Source organism: Brevibacterium sp. HMSC063G07, from assembly GCF_001810665.1.
Taxonomy (GTDB): Bacteria; Actinomycetota; Actinomycetes; order Actinomycetales; family Brevibacteriaceae; genus Brevibacterium.
Map to the genome: position 1 here is coordinate 169,166 of NZ_KV802333.1, position 14,371 is coordinate 183,536.

General features: G+C 62.0%; 13 protein-coding genes. 7 read left to right on the forward strand and 6 right to left on the reverse strand.

The window, feature by feature from the left end:
• The first annotated feature begins 20 nt into the window (after positions 1-20).
• Positions 21-539 carry a gamma carbonic anhydrase family protein gene (locus HMPREF2757_RS03185; protein WP_070573312.1) on the forward strand — a complete coding sequence of 173 codons (519 nt, stop codon included), beginning with the start codon at positions 21-23 and terminating at the stop codon, positions 537-539.
• A 92-nt stretch (positions 540-631) separates the two neighbouring features.
• On the opposite strand, the gene radA is transcribed toward HMPREF2757_RS03185, so the two are convergent.
• Positions 632-1,981: a DNA repair protein RadA gene (gene radA / locus HMPREF2757_RS03190; protein ID WP_070573314.1), complete on the reverse strand. Its 1,350-nt coding sequence runs from the start codon at positions 1,979-1,981 to the stop codon at positions 632-634.
• 190 nt (positions 1,982-2,171) lie between these two features.
• Between radA and HMPREF2757_RS03195 the strand changes: the two genes are divergently transcribed.
• Entirely contained in the window at positions 2,172-4,094 is a 1,923-nt protein-coding gene (locus HMPREF2757_RS03195) for a BCCT family transporter (RefSeq protein ID WP_256278257.1), read from the forward strand.
• 121 nt (positions 4,095-4,215) lie between these two features.
• Positions 4,216-4,929, forward strand: coding sequence for a GOLPH3/VPS74 family protein (locus HMPREF2757_RS03200; RefSeq protein ID WP_070573316.1), 714 nt, complete (start codon positions 4,216-4,218; stop codon positions 4,927-4,929).
• A 9-nt stretch (positions 4,930-4,938) separates the two neighbouring features.
• On the opposite strand, the gene HMPREF2757_RS03205 is transcribed toward HMPREF2757_RS03200, so the two are convergent.
• The gene (locus HMPREF2757_RS03205) at positions 4,939-6,534 is read right to left on the reverse strand and encodes a cation:proton antiporter family protein (protein ID WP_070573318.1); all 1,596 of its coding nucleotides are present in this window, start codon (positions 6,532-6,534) and stop codon (positions 4,939-4,941) included.
• A gap of 218 nt (positions 6,535-6,752) precedes the next feature.
• Between HMPREF2757_RS03205 and HMPREF2757_RS03210 the strand changes: the two genes are divergently transcribed.
• Positions 6,753-7,241 (forward strand): NINE protein, encoded by a 489-nt coding sequence (locus tag HMPREF2757_RS03210; RefSeq protein WP_070573319.1) that lies wholly within the window; start codon positions 6,753-6,755, stop codon positions 7,239-7,241.
• A 113-nt stretch (positions 7,242-7,354) separates the two neighbouring features.
• Here the strand turns inward: HMPREF2757_RS03210 and HMPREF2757_RS03215 are convergent, their stop codons facing one another.
• The 4 genes from HMPREF2757_RS03215 to nadC form a co-directional block, all read right to left on the reverse strand.
• Complete coding sequence (locus HMPREF2757_RS03215) at positions 7,355-8,092, reverse strand: VIT1/CCC1 transporter family protein (protein WP_070573494.1); 738 nt, start codon at positions 8,090-8,092, stop codon at positions 7,355-7,357.
• Between the two features lie 145 nt (positions 8,093-8,237).
• The gene (locus tag HMPREF2757_RS03220; RefSeq protein ID WP_070573321.1) at positions 8,238-8,879 is read right to left on the reverse strand and encodes a hypothetical protein; all 642 of its coding nucleotides are present in this window, start codon (positions 8,877-8,879) and stop codon (positions 8,238-8,240) included.
• A 45-nt stretch (positions 8,880-8,924) separates the two neighbouring features.
• Entirely contained in the window at positions 8,925-9,461 is a 537-nt protein-coding gene (locus HMPREF2757_RS03225) for a DUF4916 domain-containing protein (protein ID WP_070573323.1), read from the reverse strand.
• A gap of 61 nt (positions 9,462-9,522) precedes the next feature.
• The gene (gene nadC, locus HMPREF2757_RS03230) at positions 9,523-10,425 is read right to left on the reverse strand and encodes a carboxylating nicotinate-nucleotide diphosphorylase (protein ID WP_070573325.1); all 903 of its coding nucleotides are present in this window, start codon (positions 10,423-10,425) and stop codon (positions 9,523-9,525) included.
• Positions 10,426-10,687: 262 nt separating this feature from the next.
• Between nadC and HMPREF2757_RS03235 the strand changes: the two genes are divergently transcribed.
• The 3 genes from HMPREF2757_RS03235 (at position 10,688) to HMPREF2757_RS03245 (ending at position 14,300) form a co-directional block, all read left to right on the forward strand.
• Positions 10,688-12,184 (forward strand): MmgE/PrpD family protein, encoded by a 1,497-nt coding sequence (locus HMPREF2757_RS03235; RefSeq protein ID WP_070573328.1) that lies wholly within the window; start codon positions 10,688-10,690, stop codon positions 12,182-12,184.
• 92 nt (positions 12,185-12,276) lie between these two features.
• Complete coding sequence (prpB, locus tag HMPREF2757_RS03240; protein ID WP_070573329.1) at positions 12,277-13,182, forward strand: methylisocitrate lyase; 906 nt, start codon at positions 12,277-12,279, stop codon at positions 13,180-13,182.
• Positions 13,179-14,300: a bifunctional 2-methylcitrate synthase/citrate synthase gene (locus tag HMPREF2757_RS03245; protein ID WP_070573331.1), complete on the forward strand. Its 1,122-nt coding sequence runs from the start codon at positions 13,179-13,181 to the stop codon at positions 14,298-14,300. Before prpB ends, HMPREF2757_RS03245 begins: the two co-directional genes overlap by 4 nt.
• Positions 14,301-14,371 lie beyond the last annotated feature (71 nt).

Consider the following 14,371-nt stretch of genomic DNA (forward strand, 5'->3'; position numbering starts at 1 on the left):
CTGCTGGCTAAGATGGTGACATGGCACACATCATTCCTCTGGACAACGGCGTCCCGAAAGCTGACGACGCCGCATTTCTCGCTCCGACAGCCACTCTTTCCGGTGATGTGATCATGGCCGAAGACTCCAGTGCTTTCTACGGAGCTTCAGTCCGCGGTGACACCGCGACGATCTCGGTGGGAAAGCGCACCAACCTGCAGGACAATGTGGTTCTGCACGCCGACGAAGATTTTCCGTGCACTGTCGGCAACGACGTGACCGTCGGCCACAGTGCTGTTGTTCACGGCAGCACCATTGGCGATCGCACGCTCATCGGCATGTCCGCCACCATCATGAACGGGGCGCGAATCGGCAAGGACTGCCTTGTGGCCGCCGGTGCCCTGGTGCTGGAAGGCACAGAAGTTCCCGATGGGTCGCTTGTCGCCGGTGCACCCGCGAAAGTTCGCCGTGAACTCACTCAGGAAGAACTCGACTTCCTGCCGCAGTCAGCAGCGCACTACGTTGAAACCGCCCGCCGCCACGCAAAGGCCATCGGCTGAGCCGTGTTCTTGCTCAGGTGCCGGCTGGTCAGCGCAGAGTTCATACCCGTCGGCACCTGGCTTAACTCGGACCTCGATGTTGCGGACTTCGATCAGCTGTAGGTGATGTCGACGGCATCGCGCAGTGATGTGCACTCTGCCACGCGCATGCTCCCCGGAACCGTGATGTCGGTGAGTGACCCTTGGGCAACAATGGCGCGGCTGAAGCCCAGCCGAGATGCTTCGATCAGGCGCTGCTGAATTCCCGGAACCCGGCGGATTTCACCGGAGAGGCTGATTTCGCCGACTGCAACCAGCCTGTCTTTGGGCGGTCTGCCGGCATATGCCCCGGCCAAGGCCAGGCACACGCCCAGGTCGACTGCGGGTTCGGCCAGTTTGATGCCGCCGACGGTCGAGACGTACACGTCATTGCGCCCGCTGATGCTCTGTTCCAAACTGCGGCCGACAACGGCAATGTTCATAGCAACACGGGAAGAGTCGAGCCCGTTGACCACTCGCCGCGGTGACCCACCGCCCTCCTGTGGATCAACCAGCGCCTGGATTTCGACAATCATGGCGCGTTTGCCTTCGAGTGCAACCGTCAAACAGGTGCCCGGGGAGTTCGATGAGCCGACGAACATCTGCGCCGGGTCAACCACACTGCTGATGCCGGTTTCGTCCATGTCGAACAGGCCGACTTCGTCAGTTGTGCCATAGCGGTTCTTCAGCGCTCGCAGAATTCGCATGCGCGAATGCCTGTCGCCTTCGAAGCTGCACACGACATCCACCAGGTGTTCCAACAGCCGCGGACCTGCGACATTGCCGTCCTTGGTTATGTGGCCTACCAGGATAGTGGGAAGGCCGCGCACCTTTGCTTCGCGAATAAGCGACGCGGCGACTTCCCGAACCTGGGTGACACCGCCGGGAACCCCGGAGACCTCCGAAGACCCTATGGTCTGCACGGAATCAACGATCAGAAGGTCCGGAGAAACCGCCTCGATCTGTCCCAGCACTGTGGCGAGGTCTGTTTCGGCCGCCAGCAGAAGGTTTGACTGCACCGCCCCGATTCGCTCCGCGCGACCGCGCACCTGCCCCTGGGATTCTTCGCCCGTAACGTAGAGAACGCGCTGCCCGACCGCGGCGGCCTTGCCGGCAACATCGAGCAGCAGAGTCGACTTCCCCACACCGGGTTCACCCGCGAGCAGAACAACCCCACCGGGAACAAACCCGCCGCCGAGTACACGATCGAGTTCATCGACCTGCGTGGAGCGTGCACGAGCTGAGGCGGGATCGATTTCCGTCATGGGTTTGGCAGCAGTGAGCGCTGTCGGCTTAGTCGCTTTCGTCTTGGCAGAAGCACCCAGCTGGACGGCCTCTTCCAAAGTTCCCCATTCCCCGCACTTGGGGCAGCGGCCAAGCCACTTGGGGCTTCGGTAGCCGCAGTCGGTGCATTCGTAAGTCATATGCACAGAGTGCCATGAGGCACTGACACAGCGGCAGCAGACCAGACCGGCCTCCGCCTCGTAAGCCTTCGACAACGGCAGAACCCAGCCCCAAACGTCCACGCGGTACAGTCTGCAAACCTCCTGCGAAAACCGTGCCTGTGTAGTGTGGAGATTTGACCAGACATCAGCTGACAGAAAAGGACGAAGGATGACAGCCGACAATTCGGCCAAACGCCCCGACGCCCACACAGACCTAGAAGACAGACTCAGCCAATCTGAGGACGTCGCACTGGTCGACCCGCTCGACCCTGAGGCAGGCGAAGTCCGCCCCATCGACAATGAAGCGGCTGACCTGCGCATTACGGGGCAGCTGCGCGCGCAGGGCGTGAGAATCGGCCGGGGCTTCGTCACCCCGCGAGTCTTCTGGCCCTCGCTCATCATCACGGCGGTCCTCACGGTCGCCGCGATCGCCCTGCCCGATGTCACCGGCACTGTTCTGACCACTGCGCAGGAGTGGATCGTCAGTGCGCTCGGCTGGTGGTACATGCTCGTGGTGGCGATCTTCATCGTGTTCGCCCTGTACTTCGGGCTGAGCAAGTACGGCGGAATCAGATTGGGTCGGGACAACGAAGAACCTGAATTCGGCTTGATCCCCTGGTTCTCCATGCTGTTCGCCGCCGGTATGGGTGTGGGACTGGTGTTCTACGGTGTGGCGGAACCGCTGATCTACGCGACATCAGACCCGAAGCCCGGCTGGGAAGGCGGGCCCGAACAGCTGGCCAAACACGGCATGGCCCAAACCTTCATCCACTGGGGCCTGCACCCGTGGTCGATCTACGCCATCATCGGCCTGGCCCTGGCCTACGGCATTCACCGCCGCGGACGCCCCGTGTCGATCCGCTGGGCACTCGAACCGATCCTGGGCAAACGCGTCCACGGCTGGCTGGGCGATGCCGTTGACGTCGTCGCCGTCATGGGAACCATCTTCGGCGTCGCTACGTCGCTGGGACTGGGCGTCCAGCAGATTGCTGCCGGTGTGCAGTCGATGGGGCTGATCAGCGAGGTGAGCGAAACTCTGCTGGTCGTGCTCATCGTGGTCATCACGCTGCTTGCCACGACATCCGTGGTCAGCGGCCTGGGCAAGGGCATTAAGTGGCTCTCGACGGGAAACCTGACTCTGGCAGGCGTTCTGCTGGTGTCGATCATCATCCTGGGCCCGACTGTTTTCATCTTCCGCAATCTGGTGGAGTCCCTCGGCTTCTACCTGGCCGATTTCTTCAACATGACGATGGACACCGCCACCTACACTGGCGATGACGGCCAGACCTGGGCTTCTTCCTGGACCCTGTTCTACTGGGGCTGGTGGATTTCGTGGGCACCCTTTGTCGGCGTGTTCATCGCCCGCATTTCTCGCGGCCGCACAATTCGCGAATTCATCATGGGCGTCATTTTCGTGCCCACAGCGGTCGGCTTCCTGTGGTTCTCGGTGATGGGTTCGACCGGCATTCTGCGCCAGCTGACGGTGGGAGACCTGTGGGATAAGGCATCCGGCGAAGGCGTTGTGGCCGAAAGCGCGCTCTTCCAGGTGCTGAACACGCTTCCGCTGGGAAGTGTGCTGTCAGTCATCGCGATCATTCTGGTGACGATCTTCTTCATCACCTCCTCAGACTCCGGTTCGCTGGTGGTGTGCATGCTGTGCTCGGGCGGCCACCCCAATCCGAAGCTGTGGACACGTGTTCTGTGGGCGTTCCTCGAAGGTGCGATCGCCATCGCCCTGCTGGTGTCGGGCGGTTTGGAGTCTATTCAGGCGGGCGCACTTGCCACCGCTTTGCCGTTCAGCATCATTCTGCTGCTCATGTGCTTTGCGACTCTGCGTTCGCTCAAGCTCGACCAGAAGCTGATCGAGCGTCAGCGTCTGTTGGGCCGCGCACAGGCACTGACCGAGCACGTGCGCGAAGCTGTGGTTGACGATCTTTCCGAAGGCGGATTGGTGCCAGACGAAGACTGGTCTGACCGCATGCGCCGCGAATGGGAAGAGAGCCTGGACAACCGGATTGACTACCGCATCGAGCGCACGGCACCTGCTCTGCTGCCCAAGCGCAAAAAGAATCCGCCGCAGTCCGAGGACTGACGACAGGAGCGGAAGTCATGAGAAAAGGCACGAGGTGGAGTTCCACCTCGTGCCTTTTCGTCACCTCGAATATTTTCTGATAACACTGCTTTTCTGGGCCCGGGGCACTACAGTTGGAGCTATGAGCCTAATTGCTGATGACCTCATTGTTCTGCTGAGCAAGCCCGAAGGCCCAGTGGCCACCGGCAAAGACATCGATGCGATGCTCGCCGGGGCGGTCTTCTGTGATCTTGTGCTGGTCGGTGCTGTCGCTGTGCCGGACCTGCAGCAGAGGAGGCCTCGGGTGGGGATCACGGAAGGCACGACGCCTGCTGATCCGTTTCTGGCGACAGCGCTGGCACGTCTGAGGGATGAACAGGAGAAAAGCAAAAAACCTCTGACAACGCAGAAAGCCATAGAGGCGTTGACAGAGAATCTGCACCGCTCGCTTATGGAGCGGCTGAAAGAGCTGGGCGTTGTGCGCTCCAAGCAGAAAAAGTTTCTGTTCATTCCCGCCGGCACCGCGTGGCGGCTGGCTGAGGGAGTCACCGGTGATGAGCTGCGAAAGTCGATTGCGCGCCAGCTGGACACCGGGCCCATCAGCACAGCGCCGAAAGTGGACGAACGCACCGGCGCGCTCCTGGGGTTTCTGGCCGCGGGGAAGAAGGTGGAGCACGCGATCGACGGCTCCGCGCCGAATCGCAAGGAGCTCATCGAGCAGGCGCAGGAAGCCGCAGAAGCTTCGGCCGCTGACAGTGCGGTGCGCAAGGCCATCAAGAAAGCCGCAGACGAAGCCGCCATTATGGCAGCCAGCGCCGTCATTGCAGCCTCGACCACCGTGGTCACCAGCTCCTGACTCCCGCTGTCACTGCTCCTTGGTGCGGGCGTGCTTGATGAGGGTGCGCTCGGCTAGGCTTTCACCCGCGCCGTCCTGCAAGTGCACCACCACGTCGAGACCCAATTCGCTGAGCTCTTCGACGTCTTCGATGTACATGGCCACGGATGCGATCGTGGTGTTCTCAGTGTCAACGTGAGAAGCGTGGATTTCCTTCACGGTGTCGACATTGGCGTGCTGTGCGGGCATGGCGAGCATGATCATGTCGATCTGGTGGGCGGCTTTGACGCGCGCCCAGAAGTCGATGTCGGTAGCGTCACCTTCCACCACGTTGAAGCCCTTCTCCTGAAGTTCGCGAACGCGCACGGGGTCGTGTTCGACGCCCAGAACCTGGTCATCGCCGAGAATCCCCGTCAGCTCCGCGTAGCAGGCCTGACCCACGCGGCCCATGCCGAGGATGAGGGCGCGTGCACTGCCGAGTTCGATTGGGCGGTCTTCTGGATGAATCAGATGGGGAGGACGGGTCGGAAGACGCTGGGCCAGGTGTGTGGCCGGGGAAACCGACTGGGGGTTGAGCACTGCGGACACTATGAAGCTCAGCGACACCGCCAGTACGAGCGACAGCATCCAGCGGGTATCCAGCCAGCCGTCGTGTACGCCCATCGCCGCAATGATGAGTGAGAATTCCGAATAGTTCGCCAGCAGAAGTGCAGCCAGCACGGCCGTGCGGTTGCGCAGCCCCAAGTACCAAAGAATCGCCCAGAACAGGACTGCCTGCACGGGGATGAGCAGCAGAAGCAGGAATGCATCGACCAGGTTCTGCATGGTGGGCAGGCCCATGAAGCCCACATTGACGAAGAAAGCCACCAGCATGAGCTCTTTGAAAGTGAACAGGGCGTGAGAAAGCTGTTCCGCGCCGGGGGAGCGGGCCAATACGAGCCCCATGATGAGAGCTCCCAGGCTGCCGGACAGGCCGAAGAACTCAAACAACGCGTAACCGGGAATGAGGGCCATAGCGATGCCGAAGAGAGCGCCGAGTTCACCGTGGCCGAGCTTGTACCAGCGGCGAGTGGCGACCATGAGAAGCGGAATGATCAGCACCAGGCTGAGAGACCACGCGCTGGGTGCTTCGCCGCGCAGAATGCTGATGAACACGACGGCGGCAATGTCCTGCATGATGAGGATGCCCACACAGATATTGCCGTAGAGGGACTGCTCGTCTCCTCGGTCCTGCAGGATTTTGATGACCACTATGGTCGACGAAAACGCCAGCACCACGCCGATGCGCAGTGCAACCTGAAAATCGGTCGGCCCGAATGCGCCGAGAATATTGAGTGCGGTGATGAAAGCTGCGCTTATAGCGGTCATGATCACTATGTGAACGCCGGCTGTGAGCCACACGGCCTTGTCCGTGAGCGCTTTCAGGTCCAAGCGCAGGCCGATGGCGAAAAGCATGAGCGTGACGCCGATGTCAGCCAGGACCTCCATTGCCTGCATCTGTTCCACGCCCCGTGCGTGGAGGATGAACCCGGCGGCTAGGAAGCCGATGAGGGCAGGGAGCCGGACGGCCCAGGCGGCAAGGCCGCACAAAAACACAGTAGCCACATAGATGATGAGCAGATCCATAGTTCACAGTTAACTACGTTTTGTTCCGCCGTGGGCGAAACGCCTCCGGCTGTCTGCGCTTCTGGGGCCCAACAGCTCGGAGTGAGCGTCCGCTGGGCGGCTTTGCTGATGTAAACAGCAGTCGGCAGCCGTCATGTTCTGACAACCTCAGCGTATAGGCGGGTACAGTGTTGACCGGTATTGCTGTACAGGCACACATCACTTTTACGGAGGACAATATGGCTCAGCCGCCCAATGACCCCCACAGCAGCGTCCCGAACAGCGCAGACGGCAGCACCTCGCAGGGGCCGGATGCGGGTTCCGCACCGGAAGCTGCTCAGTCGAACCAGTCTGCAGGCTACAGCTCGTACAGCCAGCCCGGCGCGGGCTACCCGGGACAGGGGCAACAGGCCGCACCCGGTCAGCCCGGCACTTACCAGGCGGCCCCCGGACAGCCCGGTTCGCCCGGCGCGCCCTACGGCTACGACCCGGTCACGGGTCTGCCCTACAGCGAAAAGTCCAAGCTGGTTGCCGGCCTGCTCGGCATCCTCCTGGGCGGTCTCGGTGTTGGCCGGTTCTACACAGGCCACGTCGGCATCGGTGTTGCCCAGCTGATCGTCACGTTCGTGACCCTGGGCTTTGGGTCGCTGTGGGGCTTCATCGACGGCATCATCATGCTGGCAGGCAACGCCAAGGACTCCAACGGCCTGCCGCTGCGCCCCAACTGATCATCATCTGATCTGCACAGTCCGGCCTTGCGCTGGATAAGAAAACGGTTTGAGCCGCGAACACAGTGTTCGCGGCTCAAACCGTTTCTGGGTGGATTCTGCTCGTTCGGAACCTACACACCCACTGAGGTTCCCAGAAAAGCGCCCACAAGATAGGTCACCAGCAGCGCCAAGGCCCCGCCGATCACCACGCGAATGGCAGCCTTGGTTGGGGAGCCTCCGCCGAGTTTGGCCCCGAGGGCTCCCGTGAGGCCGAGTGCGACGAGAGTAGCCACGGCAGTGACGCCGATGCGCAGTTCGGGCGGCGGCAGGAGAATGGCGAGCATCGGCAGAATCGCACCGACGAGAAAGGCGAAGAACGATGCCCATGCGGCGTGCCACGGGCTGACAATATCGTCTTCGTCGAGGTTGAGCTCCATTGTCAGGTGTGCCCGCAGGGCATCCTTCGCCGTGAGTTCCTGTGCAACGGCTTCCGCTGTTTCGCGTGACAGCCCGCGCTCCTGGTAGAGGGCCGTGAGCTCTTCGAGTTCACCGTCTGGATCTTCGGCCAGTTCGCGCTTTTCGCGCGCAATCATGTCGTGCTCTGCGTCTTTTTGCGTGTACACCGACACGTATTCACCCAGCGCCATCGACACTGCCCCGCCGAGCACTGCGGCAGCACCCGCTGTGGCGATAGCGCCGAGGTTGGCGGTTGCACCGGCAACGCCGACGACAACCGCGGCAACTGACACAATGCCGTCGTTGGCGCCGAGCACACCGGCGCGCAGCCAGTTGAGTTTCTGTGCGGTGCCTGAAGCGCCGTGTGGTTCGTCTCGCTGGACGTGGTCTGCGAATGCAGCTTTCTCTGTCATGCCATAAGCGTCGTACTTTTCGATGCGGTCCGCCACGAAGGACAGGCGCTCCAAAGAAAGGCTAGGTGCGCCTTACAGCAGGGGCGTAATACCGGGAGGTGTACTGACCGGGGATGTTGATCCAGTCAAGAAGTCATCCGAACATTCAGCGGAGCTTTAAGGAGTCGAGCCCAGGGCACGAAGAGATGCGGTCTATCGTCTCCGCGTCAGCGGCTACGACGGTGAACGGCGCATCCCAATGCGAATCGAGCATCCAGGTTCTGTCATCTGCCCACATCAAGTCAGGCCACTCGATCCACCCCTGAGCTGTACGCAGCGACTCCATCAGCTCAAGACCCGTACCAGTGAACTGGTGGATGAGGAACCGTTCACTGCCGGCAGCCACGAGTTGCTGATCAGATGCGACGATCCGGCCTTCTGCGTTGCGATGCATATCGGTATGCGGTGAGGACGGGGTAACCAGAACATCCGCGCTGAAGCCAAGCAGCACAGATGTCCGAAAGGGGCACAGAATCTGCAGCAGGGTCTTCGCTTGAGTCTGCTCCAGTTCTCCGGTGGCAGGTGAGAACCGATCCCGTCCCGCTGAGAGTTCGATTGCGTCCGCACCCAGGGTCTTGTCAGCCTCCTGCCATTCGAGCGGTCGGCCGTTCTCGTCCTCGAAAGGGTGGAGAATCGCCGCAGCTGACATGTTGCCGAAATCTGGTATTCGTGTGCTCAGGGTCAGTCCGAGCACATCGACCTGCAAAGGCTCTCGGCTCGTCAACCAGGCCGTACCGTTATAGGTCATCTGGAGCTCTCCGATCGGCAGCGGCCCGCTGCGCAGAACCGCGGCTTACGGGAGCACTCCGCAGTGGGCCAGAGCGAGTTTCACAATGTTGTGCTGTCCGTGCGCCATGTCTGCGGCCACGGTGTCTGCGACTGCCTGGGCCGGGGTGTACCAGTCAACGGACAGCGCGTCCTGGCTGGGCTGGCACTCTCCGGTGACGGGAACCGTGTAGCACAGCGCGATCGCGTGCTGGCGCGGATCGTAATACTGGGATTCGCCCTCTGTTGGAAAGTACTCGGCAACGTGGAACGGGGTGAGCGATTCCGGCATGCGCGGCAGTGCGAGTGGGCCCAGATCACTTTCGAGGTGCCGCTGCAGGGCCGCTCGCAAAGGCTCGTGATACTTCACTCGCCCGCCGACCAGTTCGCGCCCCAGTCGGCCTTCCGATTGGCGCATGAGCAGTCCGATGCGCTCGACTTCGCCTGCCGTGCCCAGCAGAAGCGGAACGGCGTGCACATAGGTGATCGGCAGTCGGCGGCGCAGGTAAGCCAGTTCGTCTGCTGAGAACCAGTTGTCGTCGTAGTCCAGAGCTGTGCGCGTCATGGGGCAATCGTAGCGGCAGAAACCGTTGAGATCAGCCCCTCTCAATCAGAGTGGGCCCACGTCAGTCCAGCGCGTCGAGGCCCAGGTCGAGGTTGACGACCGAGTGGGTCAGAGCGCCAACGGAGATGACGTCGACGCCGGTGGCGGCAATGTCCGCAATCGTGCTCAGATTGACCCCTCCGCTTGCCTCCACGACAGCACGGCCTGCCACCTGCTCGACGCCTTCGCGCAGCTGTTCGGGGGTGAAGTTATCAAGCATGATGGTGTCTACGCCCGCTGCGACAACCGGCTCGATCTGCTCCCTTCGATCCACTTCGACCTCAACGTGCACAGTGTGGCCAAGCTCGGCGATGCCTTCGCGCAGTGCTTGTGTGAGCGCGTCCCCTTCGCCCAGCAGCGACAGGTGATTGTCTTTGAGCATCACGGCATCAGACAGTCCGCGGCGGTGATTGTGCCCACCGCCGCAGCGCACTGCGTACCGTTCCAGGAACCGCAGCCCCGGTGTTGTCTTGCGGGTGTCGGCCACCCGCATCGAGCCCTGCCCCCGTGAGCTGCGCGCAAAGCCGCGCTGCGCCTCGTCAGTGAACTTTTTGGTGGCAGCGGCAATCGCGCACATGCGCTGCAGCAGGTTCAGCCCCAGGCGCTCGCCCAGAAGCACCGCGCGGGCCGGCCCGGACATGCGGATCAGGTGGTCACCGGCAGCGAACTCCTGCCCATCGGCAATAAGCACCTCAACTTCAACGGGCGCAGTCCGGCTTTCCTCCGCAGCCGCCTTCATGACTTCGGCGAAAACGCCCCCGTCTGCCATCACGCCCGGTTCGCGAGCGGACACAGCACCGGTGAAAAGAGCAGACTCCGGGATGAACGTCTGTGCCGTGATGTCCCCGGCGGGTGCGTCTTCGACAAAGGAACGGTCGATCAGCCTGCGCAGTTCGAGGCGGCTGATGGCGGTGGTCGGTGTCATTCGGGCTTCCTTTCGACGCTGGCTGGCCGCTGGGCGGCGGGCGGGAATGTGCAGTCGGGGTGTTTCGGGCAACCACAGGCAGACTACGGGATCTGCTCGGAACATAAGCTCGAGCATGTCCGCAGAGTGAGACCTAGGACAAACAGTGTGGCCGGTTGCACAGTGAGCAGTCGGTCACGCTAGACTTATCTTGATATCAAGATACTTTCGGGGTGCGCGCCCGCGCACCTTCGCGACCATGGTCAACCACAGAGGAGAACCCATGATCAACCACGAAGTACGCACGTACAAGAGCACCGAAAAGCTGGCTCACGAAGACCAGATGGCCTACAAGATGGCCGAAGTTGCAGTCGACCCGGTTCCGGTCGACGCCGACGTCCAGGACATGGTCATCAACCGCGTCATCGACAACGCCGCAGTTGCCGCCGCATCGGTCCACCGCAAGGCCCCGACCTCGGCCCGCGAACAGGCAATGCCGCACAGACTGGCCCCCGGTGCCAACATCTTCGGCCTAGCAACCGACTACCGCGTGTCTCCCGAATGGGCGGCATGGGCCAACGGCGTAGCCGTGCGCGAACTCGACTTCCACGACACCTTCCTCGCGAAGGACTACTCGCACCCCGGCGACAACATCCCGGCTGTCCTCGCAGTCGCCCAGCACAAGGGAATCGGCGGCAAGGATCTCATCAACGGCATCGCGACTGCATACGAAATGCAGGTCGACCTGGTCAAGGGCATCTGCCTGCACGAACACAAGATCGACCACGTCGCACACCTCGGTGTCGCATCGGCAGCCGGCATCGGCGCCATGCTCCACCTGGACAAAGAAGTCATCTTCCAGGCCATCGGCCAGGCACTGCACGTGACCCCCGCCACCCGCCAGTCGCGCAAGGGCGAAATCTCGTCCTGGAAGGCACACGCACCCGCGTTCGCCGCAAAGATGGCCATCGAATCGGTCGACCGCGCAATGCGCGGCGAAGGCGCCCCGAACCCCATCTACGAAGGTGAAGACGGCTTCATCGCCTGGATCCTCTCCGGTCCAGAAGCCCGCTACACCGTCCCGCTGCCGGGCAAGGGCGAAGCCAAGCGCGCCATCATGGACACCTACACCAAGGAGCACTCCGCCGAATACCAGGCGCAGGCGCTCATCGACCTCGCCCGCAAGATGGGCAAGCAGATCGACGACTTCTCGAAGATCAAGAAGATCACGATCCACACCTCGCACCACACGCACAACGTGATCGGCACCGGAGCAAACGACCCGCAGAAGATGGACCCGAAGGCTTCGCGCGAAACCCTCGACCACTCGATCATGTACATCTTCGCCGTGGCCATGGAAGACCAGGGCTGGCACCACAACGACTCCTACGCACCGGAACGTGCCGCACGCCCCGAAACGGTCGAACTGTGGCACAAGATCGAAACCCGCGAAGACCCCGAGTGGACCCGCCGCTACCACTCGACCGACCCGGACGAAATGGCATTCGGCGGTCGCGTGGAAATCGAGTTCGAAGACGGTTCGACCCTGGTCGACGAACTCGCTGTCGCAGACGCCCATCCCAACGGCGCACGTCCGTTCGAGCGCGCTGACTACATCAAGAAGTTCCACACGCTCGCCGAGGGCATCGTGTCGGACTCCGAACAGAAGCGCTTCATCGACCTGGCAGAAAACCTCGCCGAGCTTGACGGCAAGGCAATCGGCGAACTGTCGTTCGTCGTCGACGGCCTGGAGAAGACCACCACATCGGGCATCTTCTGATCGCTGATCGCAGATGATGCGAGCCTGCCGCGTCCGCGCGGACGCGGCAGGCACACACCGAAGCCCACTGGAAACAATCAGAAGGGAAACACATGCTTGGAGCAACCACTCCGGCACACAAGCGCCGCGAAGAGTTCCGTCGGCTGTTGGCCGGAGACAAAATCGTTCAGTTCCCCGGAGCCATCAACCCGATCAACGCTCAGATCATCGAGCAGGAGGGCTTCGAAGGCGTCTACATCTCCGGCGGTGCTTTTTCCGCTGACCAGGGCCTGCCCGACATCGGTCTGACCACGCTGACGGAAGTCGCCGAGCACGGTCGCGCCATTTCCCGCGTGACCAACCTGCCCACTTTCATCGACGCCGACACCGGCTGGGGTGAAGCGATGAACGTCGCACGTACGGTGCAGGAAATGGAAGACGCCGGAATCGCCGGCATGCACCTGGAAGACCAGGTCAACCCCAAGCGCTGTGGCCACCTGGACGGCAAAGAGATCGTCAGCACGGAGGAAATGGTCAAGCGCATCTCGGCGGCCGTGCGCGGACGTCGTGACGAAAACTTCGTCCTGTGTGCCCGCACCGACGCCCGCGCCGGTGAGGGCCTGGACGCCGCAATCGACCGCGCCAAGGCGTACATCGACGCCGGTGCAGACCTCATCTTCCCCGAGGCAATGCGCGACCTCGGTGAATTCGAACAGTTCGCCAAGGCCGTCGACGCCCCGATCCTTGCCAATATGACCGAGTTCGGCAAGAGCGAACTGTTCACCACGCAGCAGCTCGAATCGGCAGGCGTGAAGCTCGTCATCTACCCCGTCACAACACTGCGCCTGGCAATGGGCGCCATCAAGCGCGGCCTGCAGGTCATCCGCACCGAAGGCACGCAGGAAAGCCTCGTCAGCACAATGCAGACCCGTGCTGACCTCTATGAAACGATCGACTACTCGGCGTACAACGAGTTCGACGCCCATGTCTTCAACTTCTCACAGGAGGGTCACCAGTGACCGAACAGGAAATCAAGAAGGGCCTGGCCGGTGTTGTCGTCGACACCACCGAAATCTCGAAGGTCGTTCAGCAAACCAACTCGCTGACCTACCGCGGCTACCCGGTTCAGGAACTGGCCGCCAACTGCAGCTTTGAGGAAGTCGCCTACCTCATCTGGAACGGCGAACTGCCGGCTGCCGAACAGCTCGCTGAGTTCACCAAGCGCGAACGCAGCCAGCGCGACATCGACCCCAAGCTGGTCGACCTCATCCTGGGTCTGCCGAAGGACACCCACCCCATGCACGTGGTGCAGACCGCGGTGGCCTACCTCGGTGCTGTCGACCCCCAGGCGGAAGACAACAGCCCAGAAGCCGACCGCGCGAAGGCCGAACGCCTCTACGCCCAGCTGCCGACCGTCGTGGCCATTGACCACCGCCGCCGCCACGGGCTCGACCCGATCGCCCCGAAGGAAGACCTGACCTACGCGGAGAACTTCTTCCACATGGTCTTCGGCGAAGTTCCGGCGAAGGAAGTTGTTCGCTGCTTCGACATTTCGCTCATCCTCTACGCCGAGCACTCCTTCAACGCTTCGACCTTCACCGCCCGCGTCATCACCTCGACGACCTCGGACATGCACTCCTCGGTCGCCGGTGCCATCGGCGCGTTGAAAGGTGCTCTGCACGGCGGTGCAAACGAAGCTGTCATGGCGACCCTGGCCGAAGTCGGCACGGCTGACAAGGCCTCCGAATACATTGACAACGCGCTTGCCAACAAGCAGAAGATCATGGGCTTCGGCCACCGCGTGTACAAGAACGGCGATTCGCGCGTTCCCACCATGCGCGCAGCGTTTGAAGACATGGTCAAAGTCAAGGGTGCTGACGAACTGCTCGACCTCTACAACACGTTCGAAGAAGAGTTCGTGTCCCGCAAGGGCATCTACCCGAACCTCGACTACCCGTCGGGCCCGGCCTACCACCTGATGGGCTTCGACACCGAACAGTTCACGCCCATCTTCGTCATGGCCCGCATCACCGGCTGGACGGCACACATCATGGAGCAGACCGCCAACAACGCTCTGATCCGCCCGCTGTCGGCCTACTCCGGCTACGACCAGCGCGAGGTTCCCACCGACCGCTGACATAAGCAGCACAACCGAGGCGGAGTCCGGCTTTTCTGGGCTCCGCCTCGTGTGCGTATTGGCATCTTTCG